The sequence below is a fragment of the Ensifer adhaerens genome (assembly GCF_001270265.1).
In the GTDB taxonomy this organism is placed as follows: domain Bacteria; phylum Pseudomonadota; class Alphaproteobacteria; order Rhizobiales; family Rhizobiaceae; genus Ensifer; species Ensifer adhaerens_B.
In genome coordinates, this window is the sequence record NZ_LGAP01000002.1 from 425,770 (window position 1) to 447,086 (window position 21,317).

Annotated in this window: 16 protein-coding genes; 14 read left to right on the forward strand and 2 right to left on the reverse strand. The window is 62.6% G+C overall.

What is annotated here, in order from left to right; translation table 11 throughout:
* Positions 1–39 precede the first annotated feature (39 nt).
* On the reverse strand, positions 40–897 hold the full coding sequence (locus AC244_RS06815; RefSeq protein ID WP_053248404.1) for an SDR family NAD(P)-dependent oxidoreductase: 858 nt from the start codon (positions 895–897) through the stop codon (positions 40–42).
* Between the two features lie 211 nt (positions 898–1,108).
* Between AC244_RS06815 and AC244_RS06820 the strand changes: the two genes are divergently transcribed.
* From AC244_RS06820 to AC244_RS06840, 5 genes are all read left to right on the forward strand, one after another.
* Entirely contained in the window at positions 1,109–1,864 is a 756-nt protein-coding gene (locus AC244_RS06820; RefSeq protein ID WP_053248028.1) for a Crp/Fnr family transcriptional regulator, read from the forward strand.
* A 525-nt stretch (positions 1,865–2,389) separates the two neighbouring features.
* Positions 2,390–2,776 carry a response regulator gene (locus AC244_RS06825; protein ID WP_053248029.1) on the forward strand — a complete coding sequence of 129 codons (387 nt, stop codon included), beginning with the start codon at positions 2,390–2,392 and terminating at the stop codon, positions 2,774–2,776.
* A 247-nt stretch (positions 2,777–3,023) separates the two neighbouring features.
* Positions 3,024–4,082: an efflux RND transporter periplasmic adaptor subunit gene (locus tag AC244_RS06830; protein ID WP_234716864.1), complete on the forward strand. Its 1,059-nt coding sequence runs from the start codon at positions 3,024–3,026 to the stop codon at positions 4,080–4,082.
* On the forward strand, positions 4,079–5,158 hold the full coding sequence (locus AC244_RS06835; protein WP_053248031.1) for an efflux RND transporter periplasmic adaptor subunit: 1,080 nt from the start codon (positions 4,079–4,081) through the stop codon (positions 5,156–5,158). The genes AC244_RS06830 and AC244_RS06835 overlap by 4 nt, the downstream gene beginning before the upstream one ends.
* Positions 5,155–8,253 carry an efflux RND transporter permease subunit gene (locus AC244_RS06840; protein WP_053248032.1) on the forward strand — a complete coding sequence of 1,033 codons (3,099 nt, stop codon included), beginning with the start codon at positions 5,155–5,157 and terminating at the stop codon, positions 8,251–8,253. The genes AC244_RS06835 and AC244_RS06840 overlap by 4 nt, the downstream gene beginning before the upstream one ends.
* A gap of 42 nt (positions 8,254–8,295) precedes the next feature.
* On the opposite strand, the gene cysQ is transcribed toward AC244_RS06840, so the two are convergent.
* The gene (gene cysQ / locus AC244_RS06845; protein WP_053248033.1) at positions 8,296–9,072 is read right to left on the reverse strand and encodes a 3'(2'),5'-bisphosphate nucleotidase CysQ; all 777 of its coding nucleotides are present in this window, start codon (positions 9,070–9,072) and stop codon (positions 8,296–8,298) included.
* A gap of 228 nt (positions 9,073–9,300) precedes the next feature.
* On the opposite strand from cysQ, the gene AC244_RS06850 reads away from it, so the two are divergent.
* The 9 genes from AC244_RS06850 to AC244_RS06890 all read left to right on the forward strand — a co-directional run bounded on the left by AC244_RS06850 (position 9,301) and on the right by AC244_RS06890 (position 21,298).
* Complete coding sequence (locus AC244_RS06850; RefSeq protein ID WP_053248405.1) at positions 9,301–10,551, forward strand: sarcosine oxidase subunit beta family protein; 1,251 nt, start codon at positions 9,301–9,303, stop codon at positions 10,549–10,551.
* Positions 10,552–10,632: 81 nt separating this feature from the next.
* Entirely contained in the window at positions 10,633–10,911 is a 279-nt protein-coding gene (locus AC244_RS06855) for a sarcosine oxidase subunit delta (RefSeq protein ID WP_053248034.1), read from the forward strand.
* Positions 10,908–13,865: a sarcosine oxidase subunit alpha family protein gene (locus AC244_RS06860; RefSeq protein ID WP_053248035.1), complete on the forward strand. Its 2,958-nt coding sequence runs from the start codon at positions 10,908–10,910 to the stop codon at positions 13,863–13,865. The genes AC244_RS06855 and AC244_RS06860 overlap by 4 nt, the downstream gene beginning before the upstream one ends.
* 10 nt (positions 13,866–13,875) lie before the next feature.
* Positions 13,876–14,430: a sarcosine oxidase subunit gamma gene (locus AC244_RS06865; RefSeq protein ID WP_053248036.1), complete on the forward strand. Its 555-nt coding sequence runs from the start codon at positions 13,876–13,878 to the stop codon at positions 14,428–14,430.
* A 242-nt stretch (positions 14,431–14,672) separates the two neighbouring features.
* Entirely contained in the window at positions 14,673–17,099 is a 2,427-nt protein-coding gene (locus tag AC244_RS06870; protein WP_053248037.1) for a GcvT family protein, read from the forward strand.
* A gap of 291 nt (positions 17,100–17,390) precedes the next feature.
* Positions 17,391–18,293, forward strand: coding sequence for a branched-chain amino acid ABC transporter permease (locus AC244_RS06875; protein ID WP_053248038.1), 903 nt, complete (start codon positions 17,391–17,393; stop codon positions 18,291–18,293).
* A gap of 4 nt (positions 18,294–18,297) precedes the next feature.
* Positions 18,298–19,683, forward strand: a complete 1,386-nt coding sequence (gene livM, locus AC244_RS06880) for a high-affinity branched-chain amino acid ABC transporter permease LivM (protein ID WP_053248039.1) — start codon at positions 18,298–18,300, stop codon at positions 19,681–19,683.
* A complete protein-coding gene (locus tag AC244_RS06885; protein WP_053248040.1) occupies positions 19,683–20,576 on the forward strand; it encodes an ABC transporter ATP-binding protein in 894 nt (297 codons plus the stop codon). Before livM ends, AC244_RS06885 begins: the two co-directional genes overlap by 1 nt.
* Positions 20,573–21,298, forward strand: coding sequence for an ABC transporter ATP-binding protein (locus AC244_RS06890; RefSeq protein WP_053248041.1), 726 nt, complete (start codon positions 20,573–20,575; stop codon positions 21,296–21,298). Before AC244_RS06885 ends, AC244_RS06890 begins: the two co-directional genes overlap by 4 nt.
* Positions 21,299–21,317 lie beyond the last annotated feature (19 nt).

A 21,317-nucleotide genomic window follows, 5' to 3' on the forward strand; every position in this document is an offset into this window, starting at 1 on the left:
AACCACGCCGGCGAACGCTGTGTCAACGTGGGCGGAAAGTCAGCTCCGGTCCTTGGCGAGGAAGGCCTTGAAGGCATCGCTGTAATCCGGATGCCAGCGCGACAGCGGCGGCCGGTTCTCGACGATGTCGCCGGCGGCCCACAGAATGCGTTTCTCGTCGGTCAACCGGGCCACGTCGTTGTCGGGGCAGAGGATATAGAAGTCGCCGCGCTCAAGGCTTTCCATCATGAAGTCGATGGTCTGATCCGGTGTCCAGGCGCCCTCGGGCTTTTCCGTGCGGCCATTTGCCGTGAGCGACGTGTAGACGAAGCCGGGGATCAGCAGATGGGCGTGGACTTGTCCGCCGGCGATGTTGCGCAACTCGTGTTCCAGCGCCTCGGTGAACGCTTTCACGCCGGCCTTGGAGACATTGTAGGCGGGGTCGCCGGGCGGTGTGGTTATGCCCTGCTTCGAGCCGGTGTTGATGATGATACCCGGCTGCCCATGGGCGGTCATGTGCGGCGCGAAAACACGCGAGCCGTTGATGACGCCCCAGAGATTGACGTCGAGCACAGTCTCCCAGTTTGCCTGTGGGCCAAACATTGCGCTGCCTGGCTGAATGCCGGCGTTGTTCATCAGCACATGGACAGGCCCGAAACGCTCCCGGACGGCGCGCTTCAGCGCCTCGATGTTCTCCAGGCGAGAGACGTCCGTCGGGATGGCTGCAACGTAGCCCGTCCCATGCGGCGAAAGCTCCGCGACCTCCGCTGCGGCCCGCGTCAGGCGCTCACCCCTAAGATCGGCGAGCACGACACGCATGCCGAGCCGCGCGAAGCGGCGGGCGGCGGCAAGGCCGATGCCGGAAGCGGCACCGGTGACGACGGCAAGGTGATCGGGGGCAAAGGCGGGATGAGACATGGCGGAGGCTCCAGCGGGCAGGATCGAATGCAAGAGATAGGGCGCGAGGCGACGGCTGTCCATCATCACCGCTCACAGTAGCGAGCCATGAAGCGCCTGAAATCTATCCGTTTTCGGCCCGGCAAACCTTGCCGCCCTGGCCGTGCACGCTAGTTCCGATCAGGACCATGGTAGCCAAAGCGGCCTGCCGCAACATGTATCGGATGGATTGATGGCCGGAACGGCAACCCGCAACGACAAACGCATCCCATGCGAAAGCTGTCCCTTGCGCAAGCTCGATCATTTCCGGGCATTTACCTCGGACGAGCTTGCCTTCGTCTCGGAGTTCAAGACCGGAGAACTCGCGGTCGACAGCGGGGCGACGATCCTGGTGGAAGGCGCGCACAGCGCTCATCTCTTCACCGTGCTGACCGGCTGGGGCTTTCGCTACAAGATGCTCGACGACGGGCGGCGGCAGATCCTCAATTACATCATGCCCGGCGATCTTGTCGGGCTGCAGGGCAGCTTGATGGGGGAGATGCAGCACTCGATCGAGGCGCTCTCTCCCGTCACGCTCTGCGTCTTCGAACGCGGCAAGCTCAATCGGCTGTACAGCAGCTATCCCGATCTCGCCTATGACCTGACCTGGATCGCCGCGCGCGAAGAGCGCATCCTCGACGAGAACCTCTTGAGCATCGGCCGCCGGTCGGCGCTGGAGCGGGCCGCCTATCTCATCGCCTTTCTCTATCAACGTGCCAAGGCGCTCGACCTCTTCAAGGGCAGCCGTGTCGCGATCCCGATCACCCAGCAGCACGTGGCCGATACGCTCGGGCTTTCGATCGTCCATACCAACAAGACGCTGAAGAAGCTGGCCGAGCGCGGCATGATCCGCTGGGCGGACAAGGGCTGCAACGTTCGCGATATCGACGGCCTGCTGGCAATCGCCGGCTGGGAAGGTTTCAGCGAGAGCAAGCGACCGCTCATCTGACACGTCGTCGGCGGGAGTAAGGCGCGAGAAGCGAGGATGATGGCAAAGCTGTTTTCGCCGCCCGACCGCTCGGTCGTCATCCTCGGGCCTGACCCGAGGATCCAGCCCTGTCCCATGGCGCAATGGCTTGAGGGCGCTGGATGCTCGGGTCAAGCCCGAGCATGACGGAGAGAGGGGGAACTGTTGGCGATCCGCGTTGCACCGAACCGAACGGGAGTTCGTCAGCGATCTGGCGATCAGGTCTGCGACCATCTCGGCGGCGGTGGTATGGTTGACGGAGGCGCTGGTCGGCGCGAACTGATTGGCCTCGCCGAGCTTTGCCGGGGCCAGTGCCCAGGGGTCCACTGAACGCCCCGGCGCGCACCTTGTTCCTTCGCATGCCCGGGTGGAGATGAGACAAAATCGCAAGCGATGCCCGACATGTCTTTTTTAAATGCCGGGTGGGTTCGCGGGGGCTATACATCGGTGTTGAATGCGGTGGTCACTTCTGCGGCCGGAGCATGGTTCTCGCGAAAGGTGGACGGAATGCCAACGATCGAGATTCCACCGTCGGTCAGAACTGTGCTCGTTCTGGAGGACAATTTCATCATCGCGATGGATGCCGAAGAAATCCTGAAATCAATGGGTATCAGCGACGTCCAGATCGCCACCAACGCCGATCAGGCGATGAAGCTGATCGCCGCCCAGTCGTTCGATTTCATCCTGCTCGATGTCAATCTCGAGGATGAAACCAGCTTTGCCGTCGCAGATGCGATCCTCGCCCGCGGCCTGTGTTTCGGCTTTACCAGCGGTTATGGCGACGCGGAGATCTTCCCGGCGCATCTGCGCGGCATACCGAGGATCGACAAACCGTTCAACGAGAACTCGATCGGGAACCTGATTGCCACAGCCACCCGGCGGGAAGGCGCTTAACGCCGTCGCCTTGCCGTTCTTCATCGCGTGTGTCGAGCGGCGCTGCCACCATCGGTCGCAGCGCCGTTTGCTATTGCGGGACTTCCAGACGACGGCCAAGTATGCGACTTTATTGGCATCCTCGCGATGAACGCGGTGTGCATCTTGCGTATTGAGGGCAATAGAAAAATGCCCCGATCAATGCCGGAGCCGGGTGGAGCGTATGCAGCAATTCACATGCAGGGTGCGGCAATGTGGTTGGGGCGTCATGCTCGCCTCCACCGTCTTCCTGGCTTCGTGCCAGAAGCAGGAAGCAGAGGCCGCCAGGCCGGAAACGACCGTCCGGATCGTCGAAGCACAACTCACCGACTACCAGCAGACTGTCACCTTGACCGGCGAAGTCGTGGCGCATGTGCAGGCGAACCTTGCCTTTCGCGTCAGCGGTCAGGTGACGCAGTGGTTTGCCGATGTCGGCGCCCATGTCGATGAAGGCGAGCTGCTGGCAAAGGTCGATCCGCGCGAACAGGAAGCCGATGTTCAGGCGTCCGAGGCGGCGGTGAAGGCCGCAGAAGCGCAGTTGCGGCAGGTTTCGGCGACGTTGACCCGGCAAAACACTCTGATGACGCAAGGCTTTACGACGCGGCGGGATCTCGTTCAGGCGGAGACCGCCGAACGCACCGCTGCAAGTGCGCTCGATGCCGCCAAGGCAGAACTCGGCGCGGCCCGCACGGCCCTTTCCTATACCGAGTTGCGTTCGAGCGCCGCCGGCATCGTGACGGTGCGACATGCCGAAGTGGGGCAGGTGGTGCAGGCGGCGCAAACCATGTTCTCCGTTGCCAAGGACGGGCCGCGTGACGCCATCTTCAATGTTCACGAGGGCCTGTTGTTCATGAAGCCGGCGAGCCAGGACGTGATGCTCGCGCTGGTCAGCGACCCCTCGGTTACGGCGATCGCGCGCGTGAGCGAGATCTCGCCTACCATCGACGACAAGGCCGGTACGGTGCGGGTGAAGCTGGCAATGCAACAGACGCCGGATCGCATGACGCTCGGCTCGTCGGTGATCGGTGTCGCCCGCTTCGAACCCGCGAAGGTCATCGCGCTGCCGTGGACGGCGCTGACCGCCGTGGACGGCAAGCCGGCGGTCTGGATCGTCGACCCCAGGGACAGCACGGTCAGCCTCAAGCCGATCGAGGTGAAGACCTATGAGAGCGGCCGGGTGCTGGTCGCTTCCGGGCTTTCGGTCGGCGACAAGGTCGTGGCTGAGGGGGCTAAGTTCCTGCGCCCGGGCCTGGCGGTGCATGCGGTGGCAGAGGAGCAGGCGAAATGAGCTGGTCGACATTTACCCGGCTGGTCGTGCCGGTCGCTGCGCTGCTGCTGGTCGGATGCCAGAAGGAAGAGGAGCGGGCGAGCGACGTCGTTCGACCGGTGCTGTCGATGGTTGTCAGCAAACGTGTCGACGCGGCTGCGAGCTTTGCCGGAACGGTACAGCCGAAGGTGCAGACGGAGCTTGGCTTCCGGGTGATCGGTCGGCTGGTCGCCCGCGATGTTACGGTCGGGGATGAGGTGGTTGCCGGCGCCGAGCTTGCCGCGCTCGATCCCACCGCTTTCGAACTGGCCCTGCGGTCAGCCAAGGCCGATCTGGCGAGTGCCGAGGCGACGCTTGCCAATGCGACCGCGGCCGAGGAGCGACTGACCGCCCTTCTAAAAACAGATACGGAATCGCAAGCCACGGTCGACAGCGCCCAGCAAGCCCGCGAGGCGGCACAGGCATCCCTCATACGGGCGACGGCGGGGCTCTCGAAGTCCGAGGAGCAGCTCTCCTATACCAAGCTGAAGTCCAATTTCGACGGCATCGTCACGGCGACCGGGGCCGAGGTCGGCCAGGTGGTGTCGGCAGGCGAGATGGTCGTGACCGTCGCCAGACCCGGTGAGCGCGATGCAGTAGTCGACATACCCGACGGCATCGCGCTGTTTCCGATCGGCACGCCGTTTTCAGTCTCATTGCAGATCAATCCGGATCTGCGGGTCAATGGCACGGTACGCGAGATTGCGCCGGCGGCCGACCCGGTTACCCGGACGCGACGCGTGAAGATCGCGCTCGACAATCCGCCGGTGGGATTCAGGTTGGGAACAACCATAACAGCGACGCGCCAGGGCGCCGAGCATGAACTCATGCTCGTTCCTTCAACCGCCGTGTTCGAGAGGGAGGGCAAGAACTTCGTCTGGATCGTCGACGAACAGGGCGGCGATGTCGCGGCACGCGAGGTCGAAGTCGGTGCCGATGTCGGCGGCAACCGGTCAGTAACCGCCGGCCTCAACCCGGGGGAGCGTGTCGTCACGGCGGGCGCGCACAGCCTTGAGGAAGGCCAGAAAGTGAAGATTTCCGGCGGAGCGCGTTCATGAAGAAGTTCAACCTTTCGGACTGGGCGCTCGATCACAGCTCCATGGTCTGGTACTTCATGATCGTCTTCGTCGTGCTCGGCATCACCTCCTATGTGGAGCTCGGTCGTGAGGAGGATCCGTCCTTCACCATCAAGACGATGACGATCTCGGCCGCCTGGCCGGGCGCTTCGGTCGAGGAAACGACGCTTCAGGTCACCGAGCGCATCGAGCGCAAGCTCGAGGAGCTGGAATCGCTCGACTACACCAAGAGCATGACGACGCCAGGCCAGACGCTGGTCTTCGTCAACCTGAAACCGGAGACGAAAGCGCGCAATGTGGCGGCGACCTGGGTGACGGTTCGCAACATGATCAACGACATTCGCGGGGAGTTCCCTTCGGGCGTCGTCGGCCCCGCCTTCAACGACCGCTTCGGCGATGTTTTCGGCAATATCTACGCCTTCACCGGCGACGGTCTCACCCAGCGGCAGCTGCGCGACTATGTCGAGGATGCGCGCCGCGATATCCTGACGGTGCCTGATATCGGCAAGGTCGATCTGATCGGCGCGCAGGATGAGGTGATCTATCTCGAGTTTTCGCCGCGCCAGCTCGCCGCACTCGGCATCAACCAGCAGCAGGTGGTCGAGACGCTGCAGGCACAGAACGCCGTATCGCCATCGGGCGTCATCCAGACCGAAGGCGAACGCGTCAGCATCCGTGTCGGCGGCCAGTTTTCATCGGAAGAGAGCATCCAATCGGTCAACCTGCAGGTCAACGACCGCTTCTTCCGCCTGAGCGACATTGCCACGATCAGCCGCGGCTATGTCGACCCGCCGTCTGCCCTGTTCCGCTTCGAGGGCAAACCGGCGATCGGGCTGGCGATCGGCATGAAGCAGGGCTCGAACCTGCTCGATTTCGGCAAGGCAGTGGAGGAGAAGATCGAGCTCCTGGAAGAGAGGCTGCCGGTCGGCGTCGACATTCACCTCGTGTCCGACCAGCCGCTTGTGGTCGAAGAGGCCGTCTCCGGCTTCACGCAGGCACTGTTCGAAGCGGTGATTATCGTCCTTGCCGTCAGCTTCGTCAGCCTCGGCATGCGCGCCGGCTTTGTCGTGGCGCTCTCCATCCCGCTGACGCTGGCGATCACCTTCGTCTTCATGTCCTATTGGGGGATCTCGCTGCAGCGCGTTTCGCTCGGCGCGCTGATCATCGCGCTCGGCCTGCTTGTCGACGATGCGATGATCGCGGTGGAAATGATGGTGGCACGGCTTGAGGTCGGCGATTCGCTGCGCAAGGCGGCGACCTACGTCTATACCTCGACCGCCTTTCCGATGCTGACGGGCACACTCGTCACCGTTGCCGGTTTCATTCCGATCGGCCTCAACAACAGCGCGGCCGGCGAATTCACCTTCACGCTGTTCGTCGTCATCGCGATTTCGCTGCTGGTCTCGTGGATCGTGGCGGTGATTTTCGCGCCGCTTTTGGGCGTCACGATCCTGCCGAAGACGATGAAACAGCATGCCGGCGAAAAAGGTCGGATCGGACGGCTGTTTTCCAAGCTGCTCGACCTCTGCATGCACTGGCGCTGGACGACGATCATCGCCACGATCGCCGTCTTCGGCCTCTCGGTCTTCGGCATGGGCTTCGTGCAGCAGCAGTTCTTCCCGTCCTCGGACCGGCCTGAAATCATCGTCGACTGGTCGCTGCCGCAGAATTCCTCGATCGAGGAAACCAATGCGCAGATGGCGAAGTTCGAGAAGGAGAAGCTCGTCGGCAACCAGGATGTGTTGCGCTGGTCGAGCTATGTCGGCGAGGGGGCCGTGCGTTTCGTCCTGTCCTTCGACGTGCAGCCGCCGCATCCGTCCTTCGGGCAGATGATCATCGTCACCAAGGGGCTCGACGTGCGCGACAAGGTGCGTGCCGATCTGCAGGCCTATCTCAAGCAGACTTTCCCGGGAACGGATGCCTATGTGAAATTGCTCGATATCGGCCCGCCGGTCGGACGCCCGATCCAGTATCGCGTCAGCGGACCGGATATCGACCAGGTGCGCAAACATGCGCTCGACCTCAGCACTGTCCTCGGACGCAATCCGCTGCTCGGCGAGATCGTCTATGACTGGAGCGAGCCGGCGCGCATGATCAAGGTCGATGTCCTGCAGGACAAGGCGCGCCAGCTCGGCGTCACCTCGCAGGATATCGCGACGGCGCTCAACGGCATCGTCGGCGGCACGACCGTCACCCAGGTCCGCGACGACATCTACCTGATCGACGTCGTCGGCCGGGCGCGCGAATCCGAGCGGCAATCGATAGAGACGTTGCGCGATCTCCAGCTTCCCGGCGCCAGCGGCAATTCCGTGCCCTTGGCGGCGGTCGCCAACTTCCGCTACGAGATGGAGCAGCCGGTCGTCTGGCGCCGGTCGCGCCTGCCGACGATCACGGTCAAGGCGGCGGTCAACGGCATTGCACAACCGTCGACGGTTTCGGCGCAGTTGGAAAAGGACGTGGCGGCGTTCGCCGCTGGGCTTCCCGACGGCTACAGAATAGAGATCGGCGGCACGATCGAGGAAAGCGCCAAGAGCCAGGCACCGATCGCCGCCGTCGTGCCGCTGATGCTGTTCACCATGGCGACGATCCTGATGATCCAGCTTCAGAGCTTCTCGCGCCTGTTCCTGGTCTTTGCCGTGGCGCCGCTGGCGCTGATCGGCGTCGTCGCAGCGCTGCTTCCGAGCGGCGCACCGCTCGGCTTCGTCGCGATCCTTGGGGTGCTGGCGCTGATCGGTATCCTCATTCGCAACTCGGTCATCCTCGTCGTGCAGATCGAGGATCTGCGCAAGGAAGGGGTGGCCGCCTGGGATGCGGTGCGGGAGGCGACCGAACATCGCATGCGACCGATCATGCTGACGGCGGCGGCCGCGAGCCTCGGGCTGATCCCGATTGCGCGGGAAATCTTCTGGGGGCCGATGGCCTATGCGATGATGGGCGGCATCATCGTCGGGACGGTGCTGACGCTGCTGTTCCTGCCGGCGCTTTATCTCGCCTGGTTCCGTATCAAGCCACCGGTCGAGAGCGGCAGTGCCGAAGGAGAGGCGACGCCGAGCGATGGTGAGGCAGTGCCTGTGTAGCATTCTGCGGGCGATGCGGCTCGCTTGGGGCCGGTGTCGGCCTCAGATCTTGCCGCGCGAAACAAACCAGGGATTGGCGAAATCGCTGTCGCTTTTCTGGTTGCGCTTGCCATAGGTGAGCGGCGTGCCTTCCATCGTCAGCGTCTCGCCGCCTGCCGCACGCAGGATGGCATCGCCTGCGGCCGTGTCCCATTCCATCGTACGGCTGAAGCGCGGATAGACGTCGGCAAGCCCTTCGGCCAGCAAACAGAACTTGAGCGAGGAGCCGACGGCCTCGTGGTCGGTGACCCCATGTTCGGCGAGATAGGCGATGGTCTCTGCGCTGTTGTGCGAACGGCTCGCCAGCGCCACCAGCCGATCGCCGCGACTGCGGCAGCCGATGACGGTTTCCTGCTGGACCTGAAAGGTTTCGGAGACGACGGATTTCAACGCCTTGCCGCCGGCCGCGGCGTAGAGGATACCGAGTGCTGGCGCGTAGACGACGCCGGCAACCGGAGCGCCGTTTTCGATGAGCGCGATGTTGACGGTGAAGTCGTTGTGGCGGCCGATGAATTCCTTGGTGCCGTCGAGCGGATCGACGAGGAAGAACGATTTGCCCGAGATGTCGGGAATGGAGCCGGCCGTGACCGATTCTTCGGCCACAACAGGAATTTCCGGAAAAGCTGCCGTGAGATCAGCCAGGATGATGCGCTCGGCACATTCGTCGGCGTCCGTCACCGGTGAACAGTCGGGCTTGTAGGTCACCGCCGGACCGGAGTTGTAGATGTCGAGGATGGCGCGCCCGGCGGCGATCGCGGTTTTTTGCAGAATGTGCAGCATTGCTTCTCGTCTTTCGGGCCTTTGTCGCGCCATACCACACTCGGCGGCGGAAGTTGCCCATAGTTTTCGACGGTTATGGCGAAATGTCTTCTTGCAAATGCCAGTGCGGCGAATTCTCGGGCCTTACGGCAAAAGGCCAACCTGATTTTTGCACCTGCGAGAAGCTTGCATCTTTGCTCCTCGCGTCGGCTGTGCAAATGTGCCGATGCAACTGAACTGGATGCCTTCATGCGTTATTCCGCATTCTCGATCGTCAGGAACGCCCTTTCCGGAAACCTGAACTGGAAACCGCAATGGCGACAGCCGCAGCCGAAATCCCATTATGACGTGATCATTGTCGGCGGCGGCGGCCATGGCCTTTCGACCGCCTACTACCTCGCCAAGGAATTCGGCGTGAAAAACGTCGCGGTGCTCGAAAAGGGTTATCTCGGATCGGGCAATGTCGGCCGCAACACCACGATCGTGCGCTCCAACTACATGCTGCCCGGCAACGAACCCTTCTACGAGTTTTCGATGAAGCTCTGGGAGGGGCTGGAGCAGGATCTGAACTACAACGTCATGCTGTCGCAGCGCGGCGTCATCATGCTCTACCACAGCGACGCGCAGCGCGACGCCTATGTCAGGCGCGGCAATGCGATGTGGATGGAAGGGGTAGAGGCCGAGTTGATCGAGCGCGACCAGCTGAAGAAGATGATCCCCTTCCTCAATTACGATCATGCGCGCTACCCTATCCTCGGCGGCCTTTTGCAGCGGCGCGCCGGCACGGCCCGCCATGATGCCGTCGCCTGGGGTTACGCCCGCGGGGCCGACCAGCACGGCGTCGATATCATCGAGCATTGCGAGGTGACTGGCATTCGCCGCGAAAACGGCGTCGTTACCGGGGTGGAGACGTCGAACGGCTTCATCGGTTGCGGCAAGCTGGCTCTGGCGGCGGCCGGCAATTCCTCCCGCGTCGGTGAGATGGCGGATCTGAAGCTGCCGCTCGAAAGCCATGTGCTGCAGGCCTTCGTGACCGAGGGGCTGAAGCCATGCATCGATCATGTGATCGTCTATGGCGGCGGCCATTTCTACATCTCGCAGTCGGACAAGGGCGGACTGGTCTTCGGCGCCGAGATCGACGGTTATTCCTCCTATGCCCAGCGCGGCAATCTCGCGACGGCCGAGCATGTGATGGAGGAGGGGGTGTCGATGATCCCCGGCCTGTCGCGCGTCCGGGTGCTGCGCGCCTGGGGCGGCGTCATGGACATGAGCATGGACGGCTCGCCGATCATCGACCGCACCTCGATCGACAACCTCTACCTCAACTGCGGCTGGTGCTACGGCGGCTTCAAGGCGACGCCGGCATCTGGCTACTGTTTCGCACATCTGATCGCCAGGAACGACACCCACCCGGTGGCGCGCGCCCTGCGGCTCGATCGTTTCGCGCGTGGCTATGCGGTCGACGAGGCCGGCGCCGGACCGCAACCCAATCTTCACTAAAGCGGCGTCTGTCGGATGACGACCATCCGGCTGTCCAGGAATATGAGCGAGCCGCGTTGGGGCTCCAGGATACGGAAGACAATGGCAAGCCTGATCACCTGCCCCCATTGCGGGGTCCGTCCCAAGGAAGAGTTCGCAATTCGCGGCGATGCGTCGCTCATTCGGCCCGCGCCCTCGGCATCGGATGAAGCCTGGCATGACTATGTCTATGTGCGCGCCAATCCGCGGGGCCGAACGGTAGAGCATTGGCATCATATTGCCGGCTGTCGCCGTTTCCTGGTCGTCGAGCGCGATACGGTCACCCATGAGGTCTATTCGGTTGTCGACGGCACGGCCGCCGCGCGGGAGGCCCGGCGATGACCGCCTATCGCCTGTCCTCCGGCGGTCTTGTCGATCGCAGCAAGGCACTGAGCTTCACCTTCGACGGTCGGCCGCTGCGCGGCTTTGCCGGCGACACACTCGCGTCTGCCCTGCTTGCCAACGACCAATTGCTGGTCGGACGCAGCTTCAAGTACCACCGGCCGCGTGGCATTGTCAGCGCCGGGCCATCGGAGCCGAACGCGCTGGTGACCCTCGGTTCGGGTGCCCGCAGCGACCCCAATACCAAGGCAACCGTCGCCGAGCTCTATGCCGGTTTGACGGCCCGCAGCCAGAACCGCTGGCCCTCGCTCGGCTTCGACGTCGGTGCGGTCAACGGCCTGCTTTCGCCGTTTCTCGGTGCCGGCTTTTACTACAAGACCTTCATGTGGCCGCGGCAACTCTGGGAAAAGCTCTATGAGCCCGTGATCAGGCGGGCTGCGGGTCTCGGGCGGGCGGGGCTCGAACGCGACCCGGAGAGCTATGAAAAGTCCTGGGCCTTCTGCGATCTGCTTGTCGTCGGTGGTGGCCCGGCAGGTTTGATGGCGGCCCTGACGGCCGGCCGCGCCGGACTTCGCGTTATCCTTGCGGACGAGGATTTTCGCCTCGGCGGATCGCTGCTCTCGGAAACCGAAACGGTCGACGGCGGGGCGGCGCCGGCGTTTGCAGAGCGCGTCGTCGCCGAACTGCAGTCGCTCGAAAACGTCACTTTGCTGTCGCGCACTACGGTCTTCGGCTGGTATGACGATAATGTCTTCGGGGCCGTCGAGCGGGTGCAGAAGCACGTGGCCGAACCATCGGCCAAGCTGCCGACCGAGCGCGTGTGGCGTATCGCCGCCAAGCGGGCATTGCTGGCGACCGGTGCCGAAGAGCGGCCGCTGGTGTTTGGCGGCAATGATCGTCCCGGCGTGATGATGGCCGGCGCGATTGGCACCTACGCCCATCGCCATGGCGTTTCTGCCGGCAAGTCGGTCGCGATCTTCACCAGCGGCAGCAGCGGCTATCGCACGGCGCGCAGCCTGTCGGCGAAGGGTGTGACCGTCTCGACGATCATCGACAGTCGGCCGGAGGCCAGCGACGCTGTACCCCATGGCGTGCGCGTGATCCGCTCCGGTTCGATCGTTGACACAAAGGGCCGCCAGCGACTGTCGGGCATCGTCGTCGAGCGCTCGGGTTTCGAGGAACTGATTGCCTGCGATGCGCTCGGCATGTCCGGGGGGTGGAGCCCGGTCGTTCATCTCGCCTGCCAGCGGGGCGCGCGGCCGGTGTGGTCGGATGCGCTGAAGGCATTCGCAGCACCCGACGTCGGCGACACCCTTCGCGTCGTCGGCGCGGCCAATGGTGTCTACACGCTTGCCGGTTGCCTGCGCGACGGCGCCGAGAAGGCGGCGGCGATTGCCGCCGAGTTGGGCTTCAACGCCGCCGCAGCGCCGCTGCCGGTGACGGAGACCGAGGCGGAACCTTCTTTTGCAGCCCTCTGGTATGTGCCGGGCGCCAAGTCGAAAGCCTTCGTCGATTTCCAGAACGATGTGCATACCAAGGATCTCGGCCTCGCGCTGCGCGAGGGTTTCGGCCATGTCGAGCACGCCAAACGCTATACCACCAGCGGCATGGCCACCGACCAGGGCAAGCTTTCCAACATCAATGCGGTCGGCATTCTCGCCGGCATGCGCGGGGTGAGCCCGGCCGAGGTCGGCACGACCACGTTCCGGCCGTTCTACACGCCGGTTTCCTTCGGTGCGTTGGCAGGCACGTCTCGCGATGTCCATGCGACACCGACCCGCAAGTCGCCCTTGCATGAATGGGGGAAGAAGCACGGTGCGACCTTCGTTGATTCCGGGCTCTGGTTCCGCTCGGCCTGGTTCCCGCGGGCCGGCGAAAAGACCTGGCGCGAAAGCGTCGACCGGGAGGTCCTCAACGTTCGCGCCAATGTCGGGCTCTGCGATGTGTCGACGCTCGGCAAGATCGAAGTCTTCGGCCCGGACGCGGCGGAGTTTCTCAACCGCCTCTACTGCAACGCCATTCTGAAGCTGCCCGTCGGCAAGGCCCGATACGGATTGATGCTGCGCGAGGACGGTTTCGTCTTCGACGACGGCACGGTGAGCCGGCTTGCGGACGACCATTTCTTCGTGACGACGACCACGGCCATGGCCGGCGCCGTCATGTCCCATATGGATTATTGCGCGCAGGTGCTGTGGCCCGATCTCAAGGTGCGGTTCTGCTCGGTGAGCGATCAATGGGCGCAGATGGCCATTGCCGGCCCGAATGCACGCGAGGTGCTGCAGCAACTGGTCGACGAGGACATTTCGGAAACGGCGTTCCCGTTTCTGTCGGCACGCGCAACGGCTCTTCGCGGCGGCATCAATGCCCGGCTGTTCCGCATTTCCTTTTCCGGTGAACTCGCCTTTGAGCTCGCGGTTCCCGCCGGTTACGGCGAAGCCGTTGCCGACCAGATCATGGAGGCGGGAAGGGCGCACAAGATCTGCGCCTATGGCGTCGAGGCATTAAACGTGCTGCGGCTGGAGAAAGGTCTGCTGACCCACGCCGAATTCGACGGTCGCGTGACGCCCGACGATGCCGGGCTTGGACGCATGTTTTCGGCGCAGAAGCCCGACTTCATCGGCAAGCACCTGTCGGCGCGCTACGGCCTGACGGCGGCAGACCGTATGCAGATTGTCGGGCTGAAGCCGGTGGACAAGGACAAGGACATACGCGCGGGCGCCCATCTTCTAAAAGAGGGCATGAAACCGTCGACGCTCAACGATCAGGGCTGGGTCAGCTCCGCCGGCTACTCGCCGGTCCTGGGGCACCACATCGCGCTGGCCTTCCTCAAATCCGGGCGCGAGCGTTATGGCGAGAAGGTCGCCGTATGGGACAAGCTGCGCGATCACGAGGTCATCGCCGAGGTCTGCGATCCGGTGTTCGTCGATCCCGAAAACAAGAAGCTGAAAGCCTGAGGAGGCGGTGATGGTTCGCGACTACAACAACCGCCATGCGCTCGACCAGAAGCTGCGCGGCACGCCGAAGCCCGCCAATGCGGATCACCTGGAGGTCGGCCATTGGCAGGCGATCGCGACGGTGCTTGCGCATGTCGGACTTGAAACGGCCGTGGAGCGGGCGCTTTCGTCGACGCCTGAGCTGTCTCTGCGCTATTGCGGACCCGGCGAGTGGCTGGTCGTATCCGAGGTCGACACACCGGTCGGCCTCATGCGCCGTCTCGACATGCTTTGTGGCACGCAGGCGCATGTCGTCGACCAGAGCGACGGCCGCGTTCTCATGCGTCTGTCCGGGCCGTGCGCGCGGCGGATCCTTGCCAAGGGCATCGGCGTCGATCTCCACCCTGCAGCCTTCGCACGCGGCGGCAGCACCAACGTGCTTTGCGGCCATATCGCCATCAATCTGGCGCGTACCGGCGAGGATCTCTTCGAACTGATCGTTTCGCGCAGCTTTGCCGAATCGCTGTTCGACGACCTGATGACGATGGGGCGCGCGTTCGACCTTTCGGCCGCTTTTTCCGACTAAAAACAAATGCGGCATCGAATGCCGCATTTGGGTCGCCGATCCGCCAGCGGATGGCGGAAACGGACAAGCCTCCTTCGCAGCCACGTCTTTATCGCAGCCGCCTTTCTGACTAGGCTTTCCTTGTTCGCCACTTGCCGTTCCCGTGCCGGAACAGACCTGGGCGGGCGGCAGTCGTGCCTGATCCTTTTCCCCTGAAAACTGAGCCGCGCTTCGCCGGATGCGCGGGAAAGCGGAGTGCGCGCATGAAAAGCCATGTCAGAGTCGTCGTGATCGGTGGCGGCGTTGTCGGTTGCTCGATCCTCTACCACCTCACGAAGTTCGGCTGGACCGACGTGGTGCTGCTCGAGCGATCGGAGCTGACCTCCGGCTCGACCTGGCACGCAGCCGGCGGCATGCACACGATCAACGGCGACCCCAACGTCGCCAAGCTGCAGAAATATACCGTCGAGCTCTACAAGGAGATCGAGGAATATTCCGGTCAGGACATCGGCCTGCACATGACGTCGGGCATGATGCTGGCTGCGACCAAGGAGCGTTTCGACTGGATGAAGTCGATCCTCGCCAAGGGACGTTACATGGGGCTCGAGGCCGAGCTGCTGACGCCCAAGGAAGCGCACGATCTGATGCCGCTGCTGGATCCCGATCAGTTCGTCGGCGCGGTGTTCGATCCGGTCGAGGGGCATCTCGATCCCTATGGCACGACGCATGCCTATGCCAAGTCGGCCAAGAAGAATGGCGCCGAGATCTATCTGCACACGAAGGTCGAGGATCTCACGCAGCGCGAGGACGGGTCGTGGCGCGTCATCACCAATCAGGGTGAAATCATTGCCGAGCATGTGGTCAATGCCGCGGGCCTCTGGGCGCGCGAGGTTGGTCGCATGGTCGGGCTGGAACTGCCTGTTCTGGCGATGGAGCACATGTATCTCATCACCGAGGACATGCCCGAGGTCATCGAGTTCAACCAGACGCGCGGCAAGGAGCTGATGCACTGCGTCGATTTCGACGGCGAGATCTATCTGCGCCAGGAGCGCAACGGCATGCTGATGGGCACCTATGAGAAGGCCTGCCGCCCCTGGTCGCCGGTGACGACACCCTGGGATTTCGGCCACGAACTGCTGGCCGAAGACATCGACCGGATCTCGCCGGAGCTCGAAGTCGGCTTCCGGCATTTCCCGGCCTTCAACAAGGCGGGCATCAGGAAAGTCATCAACGGCCCCTTCACCTTCTCGCCGGACGGAAACCCGCTGGTCGGGCCGGTGCGGGGCCTGCGCAATTTCTGGTCGGCCTGCGCCGTCATGGCCGGGTTCAGCCAGGGCGGAGGCGTCGGACTGGCGCTCGCCAACTGGATGATCGAGGGCGATCCCGGCTTCGATGTCTTTGCCATGGACGTGGCGCGCTATGGCGATTTCGCCACGCTCGCCTATACCAACGCCAAGGTGCGCGAGAACTATTCGCGTCGCTTCTCGATCCGCTACCCCAACGAGGAGCTGCCGGCGGCACGACCGCTGCTGACGACGCCGATCTATGACAGGCTGAAGGCGGCCGGCGCTGTGTTCGGCGCTTCCTATGGTCTGGAAACTCCGCTTTGGTTTGCGCCTGCCGGCGTCGAGGATCACTTCTCCTGGCGCCGCTCGACCGACTTCGACACTGTCGGCGATGAGGCCCGTGCCGTGCGTGCCGCCGTCGGGCTGATGGAAACCTCCGGCTTTGCCAAGTACGAGATCAAGGGTGCGGGGGCGGAAGCCTGGCTCGACTGGATGCTCGCCTGCCGCATTCCGGCGGTGGGCCGGATGTCGCTGGCGCCGATGCTGAAGGACGACGGCAAGCTGATCGGCGACTTCACGCTCGCCAAACTCGGCGAGCAGGATTTCCTCCTCATCGGTTCCGGCATCGCCGAGGATTACCACATGCGCTGGTTCGAGGCGCACTTGCCGGATGATGGCTCGGTCTCGATCCGTCCGCTGAAGCTGGAACTGGTCGGCTTGTCGATCGCCGGGCCGAAGGCGCGCGACGTCCTGGCGGCGCTGACACATCTCGATGTCGCTGATTCGGCCTTTGCCTTCATGGACATTCGCCGGATGGATCTCGGCATGGTGCCGGCGATCGTTGGCCGCGTCAGCTATACCGGCGATCTCGGCTACGAAATCTGGATGAAGCCGGAATACCAGCGCTATCTTTTCGACCTGATGCTGGAGAAGGGAGCGGCTTTCGGTATCAGGCTGTTTGGCCTTCGTGCCCTCAATGCACTCAGGGTCGAAAAGTCCTTCGGCAGCTGGTCGCGTGAGTTTCGGCCGCTCTACGGCCCGCTGGAGGCCGGCCTTGGCCGGTTCGTCGCGCTCGGAAAACCGGCGGATTTCATTGGAAAGGCGGCAGCGACCCGCGAGAAAGCAGAGGGCGGGCAGCTTCGTCTGCGCACCTTCCTGCTGGAGACCCAGGATACCGACGTCATCGGCGACGAACCGATCTACTTCGGCGGTGCCGTGCGCGGTTGGGTGACATCAGGCGGCTACGCTCATGCCAGCGGCGTGTCGGTGGCGCTCGGTTACGTGCCCAAGGAGATCGCCGATGAAGCGGAAGGTTGGGCGATCGAGCTGCTCGGCGAGATCCTGCCGGCGCGGTTGCAACCCTATCCATTGTTCGACGCAAACGGTGAGCGCATGCGTGCCTGAAACGGCCGAACCGGCAAGCTGGTCTTGTTGTTTGCCGATTCATCCACAGCCCGGATTGCTCGCCGTTTTAGACTAAAGTTGACTATTGCGCAGGCGAGACGTGCATTTTTTTTGTTTTTTCTGACTTCAAAAGCGTCAAATCGATTTTATCGGCGAAGATTTTGCCAGTCCCACGTTTTTTAGCTTTTCTTTTCGTTTGAAAGAGGTATGGAATCGATCAAACAGAACGCTCAACAATGAGCTCAAAAAACAAGAGACCGGACCTTAGGGATCTGGTCCAGGGGAAGATTGATGGAGTATTTCGTCCAGCAGCTCGTCAACGGGCTGACTCTTGGGTCTATTTATGGTATGATCGCAATCGGTTATACCATGGTCTACGGCATCATTGGCATGATCAACTTCGCCCACGGCGATATCTTCATGCTGGGCGGCTTTGCCGCATTGATTGTCTTTCTGCTTCTCACCTCATTTATAGCAGGCGTGCCGGTTGTACTTGCGCTTTTGCTCATGATGGTCGTGGCTATGCTCGCGGCGTCGCTGTGGAACTGGACGATCGAAAAGGTGGCCTACCGGCCGTTGCGCGGGTCGTTCCGGCTGGCGCCGCTGATCACCGCGATCGGCATGTCGATCGTGTTGTCGAACTTCATCCAGGTGACGCAGGGACCGCGCAACAAGCCGATTCCGCCGCTCGTTTCCTCGGTCTATGAGGTTTTCGGCATCTCCATTTCGCTGAAGCAGATCATCATCATCATCATCACGGCGATCCTGCTTTCCGTCTTCTGGTACATCGTCAACAGAACGCCGCTTGGTCGTGCACAGCGCGCCACCGAGCAGGATCGCAAGATGGCGGCTCTGCTCGGCGTCGACGTCGACCGCACCATCTCGGTGACCTTCATCATGGGTGCGGCACTCGCTGCTGTCGCGGGAACCATGTACCTGATGTATTACGGCGTGGTCGTTTTTACGGACGGCTTCGTTCCCGGGGTCAAGGCATTCACCGCCGCCGTTCTCGGAGGCATTGGCTCGCTGCCGGGCGCTGTTTTGGGCGGACTTCTGATCGGTCTGATCGAGTCCCTGTGGTCGGCCTATTTCACCATCGACTACAAGGACGTTGCGACATTCTCCATTCTCGCAATCGTCCTGATCTTCAAGCCGTCGGGTATTCTCGGACGACCGGAAGTCGAGAAGGTATAATTCAATGGCAAACATTGCTTCTACAACTGCAAGCGCCGGCACTGAGGTGACGGCGCGGGCCCTGCGCGAGTCTGTCTTCGCGGGCCTTATCACGCTCGGACTGTTCGTGCTCTTCGTCGGCCTCAAGACCGACCAGAACATCCGCAACGAGCTGATCCTGACACAACGTTGGGGCCTGCTGGCGATCTTCGTGATCATCGCCATGGTTGGCCGCTTCCTCATGGTCGCCTACGTCCAGCCGCGGCTTGCCCAGCGAAAGGCTGAAAAAGCGGCGGCACCGGAAGTTGCCAAGGAAGAAAGCTTCTTCAGCCGCAATTTCTCGACGATCGCGATCGCTGCCTTGATTCTTTATCCGCCGGTCATAGTCGCGCTAACCGGTGTTCAGGGCTCGCTGAAATGGGTGGACAATTTCGGCATCCAGATCCTGATCTATGTGATGCTCGCCTGGGGCCTGAACATCGTCGTCGGCCTCGCCGGCCTTCTGGACCTCGGTTACGTCGCTTTCTACGCAGTCGGTGCCTATTCCTACGCGCTGCTCTCCACCTATCTGGGCCTGTCCTTCTGGGTGTTGTTGCCGGTGGCCGGCCTCCTCGCCGCCTGCTGGGGCGTGGTCCTCGGCTTCCCGGTGCTTCGTCTGCGCGGTGACTATCTGGCGATCGTCACGCTCGCCTTCGGCGAAATCATCCGTCTTGTCCTGATCAACTGGACCGAGGTCACCAAAGGTACGTTCGGCGTGTCCGGCATTGCCAAGGCAACGCTGTTCGGCATCAAGTTCGATGCCTCCAAGGATGGCTTTGCCGCATTGATGGGGCTGCCGATCTCGTCGGTCTACTACAAGATCTTCCTATTCTACCTGATCCTCGGTCTTTGCTTGATCACGGCCTTCGTCACGATCCGCATGCGTCGGATGCCGATCGGGCGCGCCTGGGAAGCGCTGCGCGAAGATGAGATCGCCTGCCGTTCGCTCGGCATCAACACGGTTACCACCAAGCTGACGGCCTTTGCCATGGGCGCCATGTTCGGCGGCATCGCCGGGTCCTTCTTCGCGGTGCGCCAAGGCTTCGTGTCGCCGGAATCCTTCGTCTTCCTCGAATCGGCGGTGATCCTCGCAATCGTCGTTCTCGGCGGCATGGGGTCGCTGACCGGCATTGCGATCGCAGCGATCGTCATGATCGGCGGCACCGAAATCCTGCGTGAGCTTACGTTCATGAAGCTGATCTTCGGACCGAACTTCACGCCGGAACTCTACCGCATGCTGATCTTTGGCCTGGCCATGGTCGTCGTCATGGTCTGGAAGCCGCGCGGCTTCGTTGGATCGCGTGAACCGACCGCGTTCCTGCGCGAACGCAAGGCCGTCTCCGGCAGCTTTACCAAGGAAGGGCATGGCTGATGGCCCTCGAGACCACGACGATGACAATGACACAAGACCCCATTCTCAAGGTTGAGCACCTGTCGATGCGCTTCGGCGGTCTGATGGCCATCAACGACTTCTCCTTCGAGGCCTATCGCGGCGACATCACCGCGCTGATCGGCCCGAACGGAGCGGGCAAGACGACGGTATTCAACTGCATCACCGGTTTCTACAAGCCGACGATGGGTATGATCACGATGAAGCAGCAGTCCGGAAAGGAGTATCTCCTGGAGCGGCTGCCGGACTTCGAGATCACCAAGCATGCAAAGGTGGCGCGCACGTTCCAGAACATCCGGATGTTCTCCGGCATGACCGTGCTCGAGAACCTGCTGGTCGCACAGCACAACAAACTGATGCTGGCGTCGGGCTATACCGTGCTCGGGCTCCTTGGATTTCCTGCCTACCGGCAGGCCTCCAGGGAGGCGACTGAACTCGCCAAGCATTGGCTCGAAAAGGCATCGCTGATGGACCGGGCAGACGACCCGGCCGGGGACTTGCCCTATGGCGCGCAGCGGCGGTTGGAGATTGCTCGTGCCATGTGCACGGGACCGGAGTTGCTGTGCCTCGATGAGCCTGCGGCTGGCCTCAATCCGCGCGAATCGCATGCCCTCAATGAACTGTTGCAGGGCATCCGCAGCGACACCGGCACCTCCATCCTGCTGATCGAGCATGACATGTCCGTGGTCATGGAGATATCGGACCATGTCGTCGTGCTCGAATATGGGCAGAAGATCTCTGACGGCACCCCGGATTTCGTCAAGAACGATCCAAGGGTCATCGCGGCCTATCTGGGTGTCGAGGATGAAGAGGTTGAACAGGTGATCGAACAAATCGAGGAAATCGAAGGCGGGCAGGGAGGCACCAAGCAATGACTGCGCCGCTGCTGCAAGTGAAAGCCGTCGAAACCTACTACGGCAACATTCGGGCGCTGAGCGGCGTCGATGTCGAGGTCCATCGCGGAGAAATCGTTTCGCTGATCGGTGCCAACGGCGCGGGCAAGTCGACATTGATGATGACGATCTGCGGCAGCCCGCAGGCGCGTACCGGCACGGTGATGTTCGACGGCCATGACATCACGCGCCTGCCGACCCACGAAATCGCGCGTATGAGGATTGCCCAGTCGCCGGAAGGCCGCCGCATCTTCCCGCGCATGACGGTTTTCGAAAACCTGCAGATGGGGGCGAGCCTCGACAACCTGAAGCATTTCGACGAGGACGTGGAAAAGATCTTCAGGCTCTTTCCCCGGCTCAAGGAGCGTAAGGCGCAGCGCGGCGGCACGCTGTCAGGCGGCGAGCAGCAGATGTTGTCGATCGGCCGAGCGTTGATGGCCCGGCCGAAGCTCTTGCTGCTCGACGAGCCGTCGCTGGGTCTTGCCCCGCTGATCGTCAAGGGCATCTTCGAGGCGATCAAGAAACTCAACAAGGAGGAAGGTCTGACGGTCTTCCTCGTCGAGCAGAACGCCTTCGGAGCGCTCAAGCTTTCGGATCGCGGCTATGTGATGGTCAACGGCAGGGTGACGATGAGCGGCACCGGCAAGGACCTGCTTGCCAATCCCGAAGTTCGTGCGGCCTATCTCGAAGGCGGCCGTCATTGACGGGCTGCATCTGGAGCAA

What these genes read in the sequence shown, in the direction of transcription:
- AC244_RS06815 (WP_053248404.1), bottom strand. Translation starts at nt 897, where the DNA reads ATGTCTCATCCCGCCTTTGCCCCCGATCACCTTGCCGTCGTCACCGGT.
- AC244_RS06820 (WP_053248028.1), top strand. Translation starts at nt 1,109, where the DNA reads ATGGCCGGAACGGCAACCCGCAACGACAAACGCATCCCATGCGAAAGC.
- AC244_RS06825 (WP_053248029.1), top strand. Translation starts at nt 2,390, where the DNA reads ATGCCAACGATCGAGATTCCACCGTCGGTCAGAACTGTGCTCGTTCTG.
- AC244_RS06830 (WP_234716864.1), top strand. Translation starts at nt 3,024, where the DNA reads ATGCTCGCCTCCACCGTCTTCCTGGCTTCGTGCCAGAAGCAGGAAGCA.
- AC244_RS06835 (WP_053248031.1), top strand. Translation starts at nt 4,079, where the DNA reads ATGAGCTGGTCGACATTTACCCGGCTGGTCGTGCCGGTCGCTGCGCTG.
- AC244_RS06840 (WP_053248032.1), top strand. Translation starts at nt 5,155, where the DNA reads ATGAAGAAGTTCAACCTTTCGGACTGGGCGCTCGATCACAGCTCCATG.
- cysQ (WP_053248033.1), bottom strand. Translation starts at nt 9,072, where the DNA reads ATGCTGCACATTCTGCAAAAAACCGCGATCGCCGCCGGGCGCGCCATC.
- AC244_RS06850 (WP_053248405.1), top strand. Translation starts at nt 9,301, where the DNA reads ATGCGTTATTCCGCATTCTCGATCGTCAGGAACGCCCTTTCCGGAAAC.
- AC244_RS06855 (WP_053248034.1), top strand. Translation starts at nt 10,633, where the DNA reads ATGGCAAGCCTGATCACCTGCCCCCATTGCGGGGTCCGTCCCAAGGAA.
- AC244_RS06860 (WP_053248035.1), top strand. Translation starts at nt 10,908, where the DNA reads ATGACCGCCTATCGCCTGTCCTCCGGCGGTCTTGTCGATCGCAGCAAG.
- AC244_RS06865 (WP_053248036.1), top strand. Translation starts at nt 13,876, where the DNA reads ATGGTTCGCGACTACAACAACCGCCATGCGCTCGACCAGAAGCTGCGC.
- AC244_RS06870 (WP_053248037.1), top strand. Translation starts at nt 14,673, where the DNA reads ATGAAAAGCCATGTCAGAGTCGTCGTGATCGGTGGCGGCGTTGTCGGT.
- AC244_RS06875 (WP_053248038.1), top strand. Translation starts at nt 17,391, where the DNA reads ATGGAGTATTTCGTCCAGCAGCTCGTCAACGGGCTGACTCTTGGGTCT.
- livM (WP_053248039.1), top strand. Translation starts at nt 18,298, where the DNA reads ATGGCAAACATTGCTTCTACAACTGCAAGCGCCGGCACTGAGGTGACG.
- AC244_RS06885 (WP_053248040.1), top strand. Translation starts at nt 19,683, where the DNA reads ATGGCCCTCGAGACCACGACGATGACAATGACACAAGACCCCATTCTC.
- AC244_RS06890 (WP_053248041.1), top strand. Translation starts at nt 20,573, where the DNA reads ATGACTGCGCCGCTGCTGCAAGTGAAAGCCGTCGAAACCTACTACGGC.